This window comes from Larsenimonas salina, from assembly GCF_023736155.1.
Classification (GTDB): domain Bacteria; phylum Pseudomonadota; class Gammaproteobacteria; order Pseudomonadales; family Halomonadaceae; genus Larsenimonas; species Larsenimonas salina.
Window position 1 is genome coordinate 195,897 of record NZ_JAMLJJ010000005.1, and the last position, 14,159, is coordinate 210,055.

Annotated in this window: 15 protein-coding genes and 1 other RNA gene; 8 read left to right on the forward strand and 8 right to left on the reverse strand. The window is 53.6% G+C overall.

Going from position 1 to position 14,159, the window contains the following annotated elements; translation table 11 throughout:
• Nucleotides 1-312 precede the first annotated feature (312 nt).
• Complete coding sequence (locus tag NAT23_RS11415) at nucleotides 313-1,158, forward strand: MurR/RpiR family transcriptional regulator (protein WP_251928431.1); 846 nt, start codon at nucleotides 313-315, stop codon at nucleotides 1,156-1,158.
• A gap of 69 nt (nucleotides 1,159-1,227) precedes the next feature.
• Entirely contained in the window at nucleotides 1,228-2,031 is an 804-nt protein-coding gene (gene iolB / locus NAT23_RS11420) for a 5-deoxy-glucuronate isomerase (RefSeq protein ID WP_251928432.1), read from the forward strand.
• 511 nt (nucleotides 2,032-2,542) lie between these two features.
• Here the strand turns inward: iolB and NAT23_RS11425 are convergent.
• Together NAT23_RS11425 and NAT23_RS11430 are read right to left on the reverse strand one after the other, a co-directional pair.
• Nucleotides 2,543-2,833 (reverse strand): hypothetical protein, encoded by a 291-nt coding sequence (locus tag NAT23_RS11425; RefSeq protein ID WP_251928433.1) that lies wholly within the window; start codon nucleotides 2,831-2,833, stop codon nucleotides 2,543-2,545.
• 384 nt (nucleotides 2,834-3,217) lie between these two features.
• On the reverse strand, nucleotides 3,218-3,919 hold the full coding sequence (locus NAT23_RS11430) for a LexA family transcriptional regulator (protein WP_251928434.1): 702 nt from the start codon (nucleotides 3,917-3,919) through the stop codon (nucleotides 3,218-3,220).
• A gap of 200 nt (nucleotides 3,920-4,119) precedes the next feature.
• Between NAT23_RS11430 and NAT23_RS14810 the strand changes: the two genes are divergently transcribed.
• The gene (locus tag NAT23_RS14810) at nucleotides 4,120-4,374 is read left to right on the forward strand and encodes an Ogr/Delta-like zinc finger protein (RefSeq protein ID WP_251594957.1); all 255 of its coding nucleotides are present in this window, start codon (nucleotides 4,120-4,122) and stop codon (nucleotides 4,372-4,374) included.
• 33 nt (nucleotides 4,375-4,407) lie between these two features.
• Here NAT23_RS14810 and NAT23_RS11435 read toward each other — a convergent pair whose 3' ends face one another.
• From NAT23_RS11435 to smpB, 4 genes are all read right to left on the reverse strand, one after another.
• Nucleotides 4,408-5,361 (reverse strand): ATP-grasp fold amidoligase family protein, encoded by a 954-nt coding sequence (locus tag NAT23_RS11435; RefSeq protein WP_251928435.1) that lies wholly within the window; start codon nucleotides 5,359-5,361, stop codon nucleotides 4,408-4,410.
• Nucleotides 5,339-6,634: a flippase gene (locus NAT23_RS11440; RefSeq protein ID WP_251928436.1), complete on the reverse strand. Its 1,296-nt coding sequence runs from the start codon at nucleotides 6,632-6,634 to the stop codon at nucleotides 5,339-5,341. Before NAT23_RS11440 ends, NAT23_RS11435 begins: the two co-directional genes overlap by 23 nt.
• Before the next feature lie 165 nt (nucleotides 6,635-6,799).
• Nucleotides 6,800-7,178: a transfer-messenger RNA gene (ssrA, locus tag NAT23_RS11445) on the reverse strand.
• Nucleotides 7,179-7,224: 46 nt separating this feature from the next.
• Nucleotides 7,225-7,704: an SsrA-binding protein SmpB gene (gene smpB, locus NAT23_RS11450; RefSeq protein ID WP_251928437.1), complete on the reverse strand. Its 480-nt coding sequence runs from the start codon at nucleotides 7,702-7,704 to the stop codon at nucleotides 7,225-7,227.
• Nucleotides 7,705-7,831: 127 nt separating this feature from the next.
• Between smpB and NAT23_RS11455 the strand changes: the two genes are divergently transcribed.
• Both NAT23_RS11455 and NAT23_RS11460 read left to right on the forward strand, forming a co-directional pair.
• Nucleotides 7,832-8,263: a type II toxin-antitoxin system RatA family toxin gene (locus NAT23_RS11455; protein ID WP_251928438.1), complete on the forward strand. Its 432-nt coding sequence runs from the start codon at nucleotides 7,832-7,834 to the stop codon at nucleotides 8,261-8,263.
• Nucleotides 8,256-8,561, forward strand: a complete 306-nt coding sequence (locus NAT23_RS11460) for an RnfH family protein (protein WP_285836145.1) — start codon at nucleotides 8,256-8,258, stop codon at nucleotides 8,559-8,561. The genes NAT23_RS11455 and NAT23_RS11460 overlap by 8 nt, the downstream gene beginning before the upstream one ends.
• Nucleotides 8,562-8,566: 5 nt before the next feature.
• On the opposite strand, the gene NAT23_RS11465 is transcribed toward NAT23_RS11460, so the two are convergent.
• Complete coding sequence (locus tag NAT23_RS11465; RefSeq protein ID WP_251928440.1) at nucleotides 8,567-9,040, reverse strand: outer membrane protein assembly factor BamE; 474 nt, start codon at nucleotides 9,038-9,040, stop codon at nucleotides 8,567-8,569.
• A gap of 41 nt (nucleotides 9,041-9,081) precedes the next feature.
• On the opposite strand from NAT23_RS11465, the gene fur reads away from it, so the two are divergent.
• Nucleotides 9,082-9,534, forward strand: coding sequence for a ferric iron uptake transcriptional regulator (gene fur, locus NAT23_RS11470; RefSeq protein WP_251928442.1), 453 nt, complete (start codon nucleotides 9,082-9,084; stop codon nucleotides 9,532-9,534).
• A 106-nt stretch (nucleotides 9,535-9,640) separates the two neighbouring features.
• Here the strand turns inward: fur and recN are convergent, their stop codons facing one another.
• Nucleotides 9,641-11,317, reverse strand: coding sequence for a DNA repair protein RecN (gene recN, locus NAT23_RS11475; RefSeq protein ID WP_251928452.1), 1,677 nt, complete (start codon nucleotides 11,315-11,317; stop codon nucleotides 9,641-9,643).
• A gap of 170 nt (nucleotides 11,318-11,487) precedes the next feature.
• Here recN and grpE point away from each other — a divergent pair, with 170 nt between their 5' ends.
• Both grpE and dnaK read left to right on the forward strand, forming a co-directional pair.
• Entirely contained in the window at nucleotides 11,488-12,117 is a 630-nt protein-coding gene (grpE, locus tag NAT23_RS11480; protein WP_251928455.1) for a nucleotide exchange factor GrpE, read from the forward strand.
• A 110-nt stretch (nucleotides 12,118-12,227) separates the two neighbouring features.
• Complete coding sequence (gene dnaK, locus NAT23_RS11485; RefSeq protein ID WP_251928457.1) at nucleotides 12,228-14,156, forward strand: molecular chaperone DnaK; 1,929 nt, start codon at nucleotides 12,228-12,230, stop codon at nucleotides 14,154-14,156.
• Nucleotides 14,157-14,159 lie beyond the last annotated feature (3 nt).

Here is a 14,159-nt window from a genome sequence, read left to right on the forward strand (position 1 = left end):
TAGGCGCTGTTGTAATCTATTTCTCTGACTTAGTTTAATTAATTCAAATACTTGAGTATAAAAATTCATCTATTTTGCCTGTTAGGCAGTACGAGGAGCGGTATTGAATAAGACCAAAGATGTAGCAAGCAGGCCGAAAAAACGGCCTTACAAGTAATCGTCAGAGGGTGTAGCCATTTGCCTGCGTATTTCTACTGGTTGGTTTGATGAATTTCATTTTTTTTAAGAATGGAATTAATATTTCATATGTTTTAGTCTGCGCGACATGCTCAGGCGTCGGACGCAAGCCCAGATACTAAGAGATAAAAGACCATGAGTGAGTTACCTCAAAGCTTTGCCGAGCTTGAAGAGCGTGTCACCGCACAGTACGCAAACTTGAGCCGACGTTTGCAGCAAACAGCCCGTTTTCTGCTTGATCATCCACAGGAAGTGGCGTTTGCAACGGTTGCCCGACTGGCCGAGCAGGCAGGCGTTACACCGTCGACATTGATTCGTTTTGCCAACAGCTTTGGTTTCAAGGGCTTTTCCGAAATGCAGCAACTGTTTCGATCAAGGCTGGTCAATGAGTTGCCCAACTACGCCGAGCGCATACGTGCGCTTCGAACCGCTACGGGCGAAGCGCTCGATAGTACCCAGCTGCTTTGGGAGTTTGCCGAGGCCAATCGGGAAGTGCTCAGCACTCTCCCCGGCCGCATTGACCCTGAACAACTAGAGCAGGTGCTGGATATTCTTGAGCAGGCCGAGATCGTTCATGTGCTCGGTGCCCGGCGAAGTTTCGTGGTTGCAAGCTACTTTTCCTACGCGCTTCACCATATCGGTAAGCGAGCATTTTTGATGGATGGGCTTGGTGGCATGCACTCCGAGCAGATGAAGGCGGTCGGCCCCCAAGACGCCGTGCTGATCGTCAGCTTTTCGCCCTATTCTCGTGAGGCCAGAGATGCTGTGGCGGAGGCGAGTGAACGAGGCATTCCGCATGTCGTCATTACTGATTCAAGACTGAGCCCGCTGGTACCGACGGCGAATGTGTCGCTGATCGTTCATGAAGCAGAGGTGAGAAGTTTTCGTGGCCTAACCGCCTCATTGTGCCTGAGTCAAACACTGGCGATCGCGTTAGGCATTCGTCAGGATCAGAAGCAGGACGCTGCTGATCCGGGTTAGATTCAAGGCGCTGTCTTGACGGGCACTTGATGTTCGTCACTACCGACGATTTCAATTGAAGGAGTCAATATGAGTTCACTTTTGGTTCGCCCTCATTCCCCCGATGCTGAAGGTAAGGTGCTCGAGGTCACTCCCGAGTCAGCCGGCTGGGGACATGTCGGTTTTTGTGTGCATAAGCTGACGCAAGGGGACAAGGTGTCCTTTGAGACAGGCGACAGGGAAGCGTGCGTGGTCCTGCTGACTGGTCGAGCTACGATCGACTGTGGTGATAAGCGCTGGGAAAACATCGGTGAGCGCATGGACGTATTCGAGAAGACGCGTCCTTACGCCGCCTATCTGCCCAACGACACATCTTACAGTGTCGAGGCATTGACCGATGTCGAGGTGGCCATATGCAGCGCCCCGGGCAAGGGAAGCTTCAAGGCACGGCTCATCGGTCCGGATCAGATTGCAAGCACCACGCGCGGCGAAGGCAGCAACGTCCGTCATGTACACGACATCCTTCCTGAAACGGAAGATGCCGATGGCCTACTGGTCGTCGAGGTGTATACGCCCGCTGGCAACTGGTCGAGCTACCCGCCACACAAGCACGATGAAGACAATCTGCCGCATGAGTCGCTGCTTGAGGAAACGTATTATCATTTGCTCAATCCGTCTCAAGGGTTTGCGTTTCACCGGGTTTATACCGATGACCGCTCACTTGATGAGACCATGGCGGTAGAGCACGGAAACTGCGTACTGGTGCCCAGAGGGTATCATCCAGTGGGGGCCCCGCATGGCTATGAGCTTTATTACCTTAATGTGATGGCGGGACCGAAGCGGATCTGGAAGTTTCATAACGATCCCGACCATGAGTGGATGCTCAAGAAATGACATGGTCAACACTCCAAAAACCCCGCCTTAGCGGGGTTTTTTATGAGCACTCAAGCTTGTGCTCACTTCGTGCTTTTAACATGTTCAACCTATCCAGTGCTTGTCGTCTAGGTGTTTGACCCGGGGGAGTCGTGGTTCGGATTCTGATGGGGCCTGTCCGGGTCCTCCTGCCATTTTTCCAGAGGGAGTTTTGCTCTTTTGGGGAACGTAGCGGACGGGCATTGTTATAGACCCATAGATTGTTATAGACCCATAGATAGTCCTTCAGAGGGGCTGCCATCTCCTCGAGCGGGGCGTAGTGAAAGCTGCCGGTCGTGGCGGTCTTCCGGGGGCGGTTCGTCCGCTCCACCTGACCATTGGTTCACGGATGGACGGGGCGAGTCAGGCGGTGCTCGATGCCGTGTTCACGGTGCCGCGGCGCTTGGCAAACTGTACGCCGTTATCGGTCAGCGCCGTATGCACCCGGCATGACAGTTGCTGTACGGTGTTTTCAAGACGTGCGGCAGCCTAGTCACGATTGGCCTTCGGCAGTACGAACGTCGCAGATGTCTAGATGCAGATAGCCGGTCGGATACGCACTGAAGGTCTGTCTCTTTGTTTTGGATCCGGCTTCACGTGGCAATCGGCTGAGGCCATGGCGTTGATTGAGATGATGCAGTCTGTAGCGAGTCAGGTGCGGGATAAAGCGCTGCAGCATCAGCAGGCAGTCATCCAGGGGCAGATGTGTCGTTCGACGGAAGGTGGTGGCAGTAGCTTTTTCCGCTTCTGTCAGAGACGATGAGTGAGGTGCCTTTGGCTCCATTACTTCTTCTTTGACCAATGCTTGCTTGCGCCATTTGCACACGGTTTTGGGGTTGATGTTTTAGCGCTGGCTCAGCTCGGCGATCGCAGCCGTTGCTCGCTGTGTCTCTTTTCGGATGGCGTGCGTGGTTGTGGCGCGTTGGTAAAGTATCTGAGCGATGGGGCCTCCTCTTTCAGCGATTCATGCCATAGACCATTACACTTCTGGGCCATGCACCGAGAAATGATTGGTGATGGCGGCTTGGGGGATGCTGGATAGAGCCGTTTTGCAAAATAAGAACAGGGGTGATGTATGGCGGTGCGTAGGGAGGCTGGTTAAATAAAGCATGACCGAGCATTGATCGAGTGTAATTACTAAAAGGGGTCATGCGTGTGTTATGTCGTATCAGCTAACTCTGCCGCTGTGCCAGTGGCAATGACCAATGATATGGACGTTTTGCAGAGCTTCAGGCGCTATGATCTCAGGGGCATAGTAAGGGTTGTCGGAAGAGAGCCTTAGAGAGCCATCTGAGAGCCGTTGAAGTCGTTTTATCCGAAGCTCGTCCCCGACTCTGATCAAGAATACGCCGTCTGGATTGGTGATTGCCCGATTGATGAGTACGGTGTCGCCATTCTTGAGCGTATTTTCCATCGAATCTCCTCGTACGCGGACCGCAACGAGGTTCTTGGTGTGTAGGCCTTCGCGGGTAATCCAGTCGTCATGAAAGCTTAAAAAGCTGCTGACGTGTTCATGATCAAATAGGCGCCCTGGTCCGGCTGCGGCCTCAATGTCATAAAGTGGTACTCCGGAGTAATCCTTTTGTATGAACTGGTGTTCTTGGTCAGTTTTTTGCTTCGGACTCTCCAAGGCGTCTGATCGATCCCGCCCCAAGATTAGCCAGTCTAGGCTAACGTCGTATTCAACAGAAAGTTCAATGCACTCGTCGACCGGAATTGTGCCTCGTTTTCTCCAGTTATGAATGGCGCTCGTTGATTTTCCAAAGCGCTGAGCAAGCTTATAATCAGAGTTCAGGCCTGTTATGGCTTTCATTCTCTCCATTATCGCACCGGAAAGCGTGGGAGGGGAGGAATGCGGGTCTGTGCTCATGATAATTATTCTTCCCTAATAAGTTGACTATTCCCCTTTAAGTAAATAGTCTTAGTCAAAGTAGTACTGAACAATATGAAGCATATCCTATCTGGTAAGTCATGTCCGTTGACGACAATAAAAAAGCCAGATTCAGCGTCGTTTCTGCAGCTTGATCGCAAGGGCAGGAATTATAAACAAAGGGGATGGAGGAGTTGCATATGGATCGTAAAAGTAACCTACGTCTTAGCTGCCCGCATTGCGGCGCATTTGCCCGGATTCGCAAGAGTCAGCAGATGACGCCAGTTTATAGGGAGGCGGTGGTTGAGTGTCAGAACGCCGATTGTGGCTGGCGAGGAAAGTTGGCGCTTGAGTTAACGCAGACTCTGACCTTTAGTCTGCACCCCAATCCCGAGATTAACTTGCCCATGTCACCCAAGTTGAGAGAGCGCCTGCTCAAGCAATTATCGTCTTGAGCGATCAGGTGCTGGGCAAGCAGGTGGTTACCATTAATCGTTGAAGAGTGCGCCCCACTCTTCATCGATCTGGCGCGACTTGAACTTCATGAGTCCTGCCATTGGAGTGAAAGTCATCTCTCCAAAATAGATGTCATCACCAATCAGATAAAAATCGACCCGCACGTATGAAAAGCCTGCCGCCAGCGCTTTCGCTCGAGAGATGGCCTCGTCGAGAGTGCGCGGTTTTTCGAGGTCTATATCCGAATTCAGATGCTCAGAACGAACTTGTACGGGCTTCCAGTCAAGATCAAAGAAGTCGACCTTATAATTAATGAAGCGGTCATGGCTTACTTCAATATAGATGACGGGTTCTTTGCCAGGCGCGCTGAAGCAATGAAACTTATAGTCTTTAGGTACCTTTTTTTCTTCATCAAGCAGCATCTTCTCGAAGATCAGCCGAGGTTCGATGGGCTTGTACTGATTTTCACGACATACGGTATAAAAGTTTTGCGATAGCCACTGCTGGCTCAAATTGTAGAGCTCGGCAAATGACGTATTTTGCTTATCGTCAACCAATAGGTTAAAGCCTGACCCATGACTTGCCTTCATGACAAAGCTATTGGGGAGCTGTTCGAACAGATCCGGGCTCAATTCCTTGGCAATGCCGTAATGCGGAATGAGGAACCGCTCGCCAATGGTGTGCTTGACGTACGCCCTGGCTTCTATCTTGTCGCTCAGAATCGAAAAGACCGGCTGCGGGTGAAGCTTTCGATAACAGATCTTTTCGTTGAACGTTTTTGGGTTTCGCAGATTCGGAAACTCGCCAAATGCACGTTTATAACGTAACGGAACGTGAAGCCTATCTGACAGCGAGTTCATGATGTTGCTTCTAATCGCCGTCATCAACGCGTCAAAAGCGCGTTTAGGGCTATTCCGTTTACTCCAGCGCGACGTTCGTTTTTGATTTGTCATGACATATTTTCTATCTGGTGCGGTCCTTGGCATCAGAGTTCTCCGTTACAAGCAGCGGCAGGCATGCGCGACATTGTAGTTTTAGGATGCGCCCGCCTTGAAAAAATAGATTGAAAACTACTGATGATAGAATTTCGGCAAGTAGTGTTGCCATGGCAGCGCCAACGCCGCCATATATGGGAATCAATAAGTAGTTGGCAGCGATATTGAGCACAGCTACGACAGCCATTTTGTAGAACAGGAATCGATAGCCACCCAAAACTGTAATGGCTCTGTAGCTGATGGTGCCCAACGCCGAGAAGAGTGTGCTAAATGCACTAATATACAAAATATCGATAGAAGCCGAAAACTGTTCGCCATAAATGAGTCCAACGACCCAGGGGCTCAGTGCGGACAGGATGATCGCTATGGGTAGTGAAAGCCATAAAATCAGCCTGAACAACCGTTCGGTGCGTTTTTCAAACAGGTGTGAGTCTCGAGCGGCTTCGCTTACTCGGACCATGTGTGAAGCGATGATCGCTTGAGGGATAAAGATCCAGCCTTGCGCCAGTGTTATGGCGGCCGTGTAATACCCGACAGTAGTATCGTCGATCAGCATGCCGAGCATGATCTGGTCCGTTTTGGTATACAAAACAATGGCCAGGCCGGAAAACGCCAGTGGCAGTCCAACTTTTAAAAGGTATTTTGCGTGGCGGCGTGAAATCTTGCCGGTGCTATGCGCTTTGGCTTCATGGTGACGCTTAAAGAAATGGCGCTTCATGAAATACGATGTCGCCCACTGCAAAACATTGGCGATTGCGAAGGCTGTCACTGACAGTTTGGCAGCAATGAAGGCAAGCTTTAAAAGCACCGAGGCAAGCAGGGATGCATTCTGGCACAAGGTGTTGACCTTGGATTCGAGCCTTGCATTGAAAAACACCTGGAAGATGTCGTTCGTTGTGAAGAAGCTTCCCCATAAAATGATCAAAAAGACCGTACGCTTTTGCGCATCCTCAAAATAAGGGATGGCGAAGGCTGTAAATGCCAGGGCAAGCAGGGCGAATATGATCAGTCTGAGTCGTGCTGATGACGCCAGGAGTTGGAGTCCGCTGGGCAGGTTTTTCGCCAGTCGATTGAATACGATATTGTTGGCGCCAAGCGTGGTAAACGGTCCGATAAGACCGGTCATTGCCAGCGAAAAGCCAAGGACTCCGAAGAGTTCGGGGCCGAGATAGCGAGCCACATACACATTGATGAAAAGACCGGAAAGTACGAAAAAGAGCTTTTCAAACAGTATCCAGAATGTGTTGATGCGAACGGATGACATTAAGGTAGTTGGCCTTGAGTGTTGGGCGCGCTAAGAGTGGGCCATAGTGGCATTTTTTGAGTTGGCAAGATGTGCTGAAGCGGATGATTTCGGCAGGCGCACAGCTTGTTCCTTTCATAAAGCGTCATAAAAAAAGCCGCTGTCGGTGACAGCGGCTTTGGCGCTTGGTGGAGGCGGCGGGAATTGAACCCGCGTCCGCCGGCGCTTACCCATTGGCTCTACATGCTTAGATCCGTCTTTTTATTTAGCGACACCTTCTCCGACGGGCAGGATAAGGCTACGCGATCCCTCTAATGTTTAACGTTTGACACGAAGGCAAGGCCAAACGCGGTCCTGTCAGCTGAGCTCTTCTCCCATCCAGGATGAACAGGCACATCCTTTCCGGGCCAGGCTAACAACTAGCAGTGTTTAAGCTGCCAGTGCGCCCTGAGCGTAGTTTTCGTCGTTTGCGACTATTTTAAAGTAACGTGGTATTTACGAGATACGTTACGCTCTCGGCATGCACCTCAGGGCTTACTACCGGCGTCGAGACCAGATCGCCCCCAAGTAATCGGTGATGGTAGCACTGCGCTCTATCGAACGCCAACGCTTTAGCGCTCTTCTCGAACGATCCTGGCTTTCTGACGGTTCCAGTCGCGTTCTTTCTCGGTGGCGCGCTTATCGTACTCTTTCTTGCCCTGTACCAGAGCCAATTCGCATTTTACCAGGTTGTTTTTCCAGTAAAGCTTCAGGGGGACGCAGGTATGTCCCTTGTCCTGAGTTCGCGAAAAGATCTTGGCAATTTCCTTTCGATGCAATAAGAGCTTGCGAGTGCGCGCAGGGTCTGCAACTTCGTGCGTGCTGGTGGTGCTGATTGGCGTTATGTTTGCGCCCATAAGCCAGGCTTCACCACGCCGAACCAAGATATAGGTGTCCGTAAGCTGGCCCTTGCCGGCTCGCAGACTTTTGACTTCCCAGCCTGCCAGCGAGAGGCCTGCTTCGAACGTTTCCTGAATATGATATTCGTGACGAGCCTTCTTGTTCTGGGCAATAACGTTGCCACCGGGCGCGTTTCCTTTTTTCTTGCCCATAGAACCCCTATGTCCTTATAGCGTGCTCTCCGCGATACCGGGAAAGCGTGATAACATTCAAGTCATTCATCTATGTGAAAGACGCACTATTATACGCAGAAAGTGCGTCCCCGTCAGTGGAGAGGTTATGCCAACAGTGAGTCAGTCGGCGCTCGTTAAACACTCTGACCGGAAAATGTTTGATCTGGTCAATGACATCGAGCGCTACCCCGAATTTTTGCCTGGGTGTCGTCAGGCGGCTGTGGTCGATGAGGGCGACAATTATCGGGTCGGTAAACTGACTCTGTCCAAAAGTGGTGTCGAGCAGAGTTTTACCACCCGCAATACACTGCATGCGCCCTCGAGAATCGACTTGTCGCTTGAAGATGGGCCTTTCAAGAAGTTGTCCGGGAGCTGGCGCTTCATGGAAATGGGGGAAAACGCCTGCAAGGTCGAATTTCAACTCAACTTCGAATTTTCGAACCGTTTGATCGGCATGGCGTTTGGGCGGTTGTTTCATCAGGTCGCCAAGCAGCAGGTTGATGCCTTCGTTAAACGAGCGAACCAGGTCTATGGCTGATCAAGCGGTTGAGATTGAGGTTGTATATGCCTTACCTGGGCAGCAGTTCATGAAACTCTTGCGCGTTGAGCACGGTACAACGGTGAGGGCGGCTGTACTTCAGTCGGGATTGGATCAGGAGGCTGCGACAGGCCTTACGCGCACCATGCTTGAGAATGCTCCGGTCGGTGTCTTCGGAGTAAAGCTTCGGGCGCCGGAGCATAACGTGGTTGCACAAGGCGACCGGGTAGAGGTTTACCGGCCCTTGCTCTGTGATCCCAAAAAGGCCCGAATTGCTCGGGCCAACAAGAAAGGGTGAAGGCGTTAGTCGTCGTTTGGATAAGGCTGTGTGCCGGTACCCGGTATGGGGTCCAGTACGGTCGACTCAGGGTCAGCCGCCGATTCTGAGGCTGGTGGCTGGTTGTTAACGTTCGGTGAGGCATCAAGGTCGCCGCTGGTACGTACGCGTTGAACGGTGTCGCCTTGGAAATCAAGCGTTACGCGCTTGCGGGTAGTGGTGCCATCGGCCTTCTTGACACGATAGACGTAGTCCCACTGATCCTTGCCCATCGGATCTTCCAAAAGCGGTGTACCCATGACATAGATGACCTGGGATTTACTCATCCCGGTGTGAATCTGTTGTACCATGTCCTGAGTGATCAGGTTGCCTTGGGGGATGTCTCTTTTGTAGACACCGAACCAGCTACATCCGCCAAGAAGACCAAGAATGCAACAAAAGGTGACTAATCGGATCGATTTTTGCATTTGCGTCTGACTTTCCTTATCGTTTGCCTTCATCGATCATACCTGATACATCAAGCGACTGCGAAGAGCGAACTATGGCCGACAGGAACCAGGAGTTACGCAAGGTAGGCCTCAAGGTCACCCTGCCACGGGTCAAGATCCTTCAGATACTGGAGGCGACCCGAGAAGAAGACCTGCACATGAGTGCAGAAGACGTATATAAATCGCTGCTGGATCAGGGCGAAGATGTCGGTCTTGCTACGGTTTACCGTGTCCTTACTCAGTTCGAAGCGGCGGGTCTTGTGGTAAGGCATAATTTCGATGGCGGGCATGCCGTCTTCGAAATGTCTCAGGAAGACCATCACGATCATATGCTGTGCCTTGAAACCGGCGAGGTTATCGAGTTTTTCGATGACGATATCGAGCGTCGTCAACGTGAGCTTGCCGATGAGCGTGGTTATGAACTCGTTGATCATGCGCTGGTGCTTTACGTCCGGCCCAAGGGCTCAAAGGCGACTCGCCAGGATGGGGGCGGGAATCGGCGCTAAAGGATGATCGCAGCCGCTTTAGTAGAAAAGAGCGCGACCCAAATGGGTGGCGCTCTTTTTTTTGAGCTCAAACAACGAGCGGCCTTCGTCAATCGCCGTATGTCAGTCAGTGGCGTTGATCGGACTGGCCGCTTTTGAGCATTTCCCGGGCATGTGCCAGCGTCTGTTGGGATAGATGTACGCCGCCAAGCATTCTGGCCAGCTCGCGAACACGACCCTGCCGGTCCAATAGGAGCATCGATGTGTGTGTTTGATGTTCATCGGCCTGCTTTTCAATATGCAAGTGTTGATGCGCCTGAGCGGCCACCTGGGGCAGGTGGGTAACACACATGACCTGGCCGCGCCCGCCAAGCTCTCTTAAGAGCTGTCCGACGATTTCGGCCGTGGCGCCTGAAATGCCTACATCCACTTCGTCAAACACCAGTGTCGGTGTTTTGCTGTGTGTGGCGGTCGCCACCTGAATAGCCAAACTGATGCGTGAAAGCTCACCGCCCGAGGCGACTTTATGAAGCGGCCGCATGGGTTGTCCGGGGTTTGCGCTCATCAAGAATTGAACGTGATCAAGCCCTTCCGGCTGGGGTTTTTCAAGCGGGGTCACCGCGACCTCGAAGCGCGCCTTCTCCATTCCGAGAAACTTGAGCTGTGCCTCGACATCGGCTGTCAGTTGTATTGCTGCCTTTGCTCGTCGATCACTGACAGTTGCAGCAAGCGCGCGCCACTCATCGCGTACGGTCTGGGCCTGAGCCTCAAGCTCGGAAAGATCGCTCGGGCCTGCATCCAGTTCACTCAATTCATGCGCCAGCGTCGCGTGAAGTCCAGTCAGCTCTTCCGGATTGACGTAGTGCTTGCGGGCGATGGTGTGTGCCGTGCTCAGGCGCTCCTCCACGAACGCGAGCCGTGTCGGGTCCAGTTCGATCGAACTTTGATGATGCGTCAGATCGCTGACGGCTTCGCTTAACTGGATGCGAGCCTCCTCGAGCATCGTGAGAATCGGTTCGATCGTTTTTCGCTGAGCGTCGGGCAGCGTGCCCAGATGGCCCAGTGCGCTCGACAGTCGTGTGAGGGCGCCGTGCTGTTCGTCACCACACTCATCGAGTGCGTGTTGGGTGGTTTGAATGGACTGTTCGGCGTGAGAAAGCCTTGTGTGCTCAGCCTCAAGCTGGCCCAGTTCTCCCTCCTGCAATGCCAGCTCATCGAGTTCCTCCACCTGGTAGCGAAGAAGCTGCAGGCGCGCATCGCGTTCGCTACTGTTTTCCCGGCGCGCACGTATGTCGCGACGAAGGGATTGCCATTGACGATGCAGGCCCTTGAGGCTTTGAACACCTTCCTGATGCCCGGCCAACTCATCCACCAGGCGCAGATGCGTCTCCTCACGCATTAGCGCGTGGTGCGCGTGCTGACCGTGCACTTCGATTAAATGCTCGCCAAGCTGCTTTAAATCCGACGCCGTGCAGGGCGTGCCGTTGATCCATGCCTTTGAACGCCCGGACGTCGTCACTACGCGCCGAATCAAGCAGTCCTCGGTGTCGAGCTCTCGCTCGGAGAGCCAGTCACGCGCGCTAGGCAGGGCTTGAATATCGAAGCGGGCGCTGATGTCGGCCTGCTTGGCGCCGTGGCGAACATTGGCGGCATCAGCGCGGTCGCCGAGACACAGCCCCAGCGCGCCCAACAAGATGGACTTTCCGGCACCGGTTTCGCCGGTAATGGCCGTCATCCCCTTGCGAAAATCAAGATCGAGGGCATCGACGATGGCGTAGTGATGGATAGACAGTTGAGCGAGCATGAGGTGTCCCTGTTGATAAACACACTATGGCTTTTTATACAGTGACCCTGTGACGGGTTCAACCACCCAGCCAGGTGCTTTTTTAGGTCGCCCCCTTGAGAATGGACGCAACTCGCCCCATTAACGCAGCAGATTCATTTGATCGAACACCAATTGGGAGAGGCTTGACCATGACGGATAAGTCCAATACGCAAAAAGACGAAGAACTTCAGCGCGCCGAGCGCGACGCGGAACCCCAGCCCATGGAAGACGAGTCCATCGAGCGTATGGGGGAACGCCTTGAAGAAGACGCGCTTGAACCCGTAGAGGGCGAACTCGATGGTGACCCCGAGGCTGATGTTCTGGCTGCGCGCGTTGCAGAACTCGAAGAGCAACTCAAGCAAGCCGAAGACAAATCGCTGCGTACGGCTGCAGAAGTTCAGAACGCGCGGCGCCGTGCTGATCAGGAAACCGAGAAAGCGAAAAAATTCGCGCTCGAAAAGTTTGTAAAAGAGCTTCTGCCGGTCGTCGACAGCCTCGAAAAGGCGCTCGAGAGCATGCAGGAAGACGCTTCTGAAACGCATCGTGAAGGCGTGTCCATGACGCTCAAGATGCAGGTCGATGCCCTGAGCAAGTTCGGCGTCGAGCAGATCGAACCCAACGGCGAACCGTTCGACCCGAATTTTCACGAAGCGATGACCATGGTGCCAAGCCCAGACGTCGAGCCGAACACCGTGATCGACGTCATGCAGAAGGGCTACACGCTGAACGGCCGCCTGGTTCGCCCGGCAATGGTTGTGGTCAGTAAGGCCGCCGAATAAAAAAACGCCCCTTGAAAGGCGTTAACCCGGCCCCATATAAGCAGACAGACACGCGGAACACTCCGCATCAGATACGAACCAATAGATCAGTTTTGAAGTGAGGTGGATACATGGGACGCATTATTGGTATTGACCTTGGTACGACAAACTCTTGCGTTGCCGTACTCGATGGCGACAAGACCAAGGTTATCGAAAACGCTGAAGGCGGCCGTACAACGCCGTCGATCATTGCCTATGCCGACGACGGCGAAACGCTCGTCGGGCAGGCGGCCAAACGTCAGGCCGTAACAAATCCCAGCAACACGCTCTATGCGGTAAAACGCCTGATCGGCCGCAAGTTCAAGGACGACGTCGTCCAGAAAGACATCAAGATGGTGCCGTACTCCATCGTTGAAGCCGACAACGGCGATGCCTGGGTTCAGGTCAACGACAACAAGATGGCTCCGCCGCAGGTCAGCGCCGAAGTTCTCAAGAAGATGAAGAAAACCGCTGAAGACTACCTCGGTGAAACCGTCACCGAAGCGGTCATCACGGTACCGGCCTACTTCAACGATTCTCAGCGTCAGGCGACCAAGGATGCCGGCCGCATTGCAGGTCTTGAAGTCAAGCGCATCATCAATGAGCCGACAGCTGCCGCACTTGCCTACGGCATGGACAACATCAAGGGCGATCGCACCATTGCGGTCTATGACCTGGGTGGCGGTACCTTTGATATCTCGATCATCGAAGTTGCAGACGTCGAAGGCGAGAAGCAGTTCGAAGTACTGGCAACCAACGGCGACACGTTCCTCGGTGGTGAAGACTTCGACCTGGCGCTGATCGACTACCTCGTCTCTCAGTTCAAGAGCGATTCCGGTATTGACCTCTCCGGCGACAGCCTCGCCATGCAGCGTCTGAAGGAAGCCGCCGAGAAAGCCAAGATCGAGCTGTCTTCCGCGCAGCAGACCGAAGTGAACCTGCCCTACATCACGGCAGACAACACGGGTCCGAAGCACTTGGCGGTCAAGGTAACGCGCGCCAAGCTTGAGTCTCTGGTCGAAGATCTGGTCCAGCGCTCGCTCGCCCCGTGCAAGACCGCGCTTCAGGACGCAGGTCTCTCCAACAGCGAGATTGATGACGTCATTCTCGTCGGTGGCCAGACCCGCATGCCGATGGTTCAGAAGAAAGTGGCCGAGTTCTTCGGTAAGGATGCCCGTAAGGACGTCAACCCGGATGAAGCTGTCGCCATGGGTGCAGCCCTTCAAGGCGGTGTCCTCGGTGGTGACGTCAAGGACGTGCTCCTGCTCGACGTGACTCCGCTGACGCTTGGTATCGAAACCATGGGTGGCGTGATGACGCCGCTGATCGAGAAAAACACCACGATCCCGACCAAGAAAACCCAGACGTTCTCGACGGCCGAAGACAACCAGACAGCCGTGACCATCCACGCGCTTCAGGGTGAACGTAAGCAGGCCGCGCAGAACAAGTCGCTGGGTCGGTTCGACCTCTCCGACATTCCGCCCGCGCCGCGCGGCGTGCCGCAGATCGAAGTCGCGTTTGATCTTGATGCCAACGGCATCTTGAACATCACGGCGAAGGACAAGGCGACCGGCAAGGAACAGTCCATCGTGATCAAGTCCTCCGGCGGTCTGTCCGACGACGAGATCGATCAGATGGTCAAGGACGCCGAAGCGCACGAAGCCGAAGACAAGAAGTTTGAAGAGCTTGTTCAGGTCCGTAACCAGGCCGACGGCATGGTTCACGCAGCGCGCAAGACGCTCGAGGAAGCCGGCGACAAGGCAACCGACGACGAGCGTCAGAAGATCGAGACCGCGATCAGTGATCTTGAAGAAGCGCTCAAGGGCGACGACAAGGACGAGATTCAGTCCAAGCTCGACGCGCTGACCGAAGCATCCGGTTCGCTTGCACAGAAAATGTACGCCGAGCAAGAAGGCGGCGAGCAGGCCCAGGGCGAAAGCGCTCAGGGAAACCAGAAAGCGGACGATGATGTGGTTGACGCCGAGTACGAAGAAGTCAACGACAGTCAGAAAAAGCAGTAATAC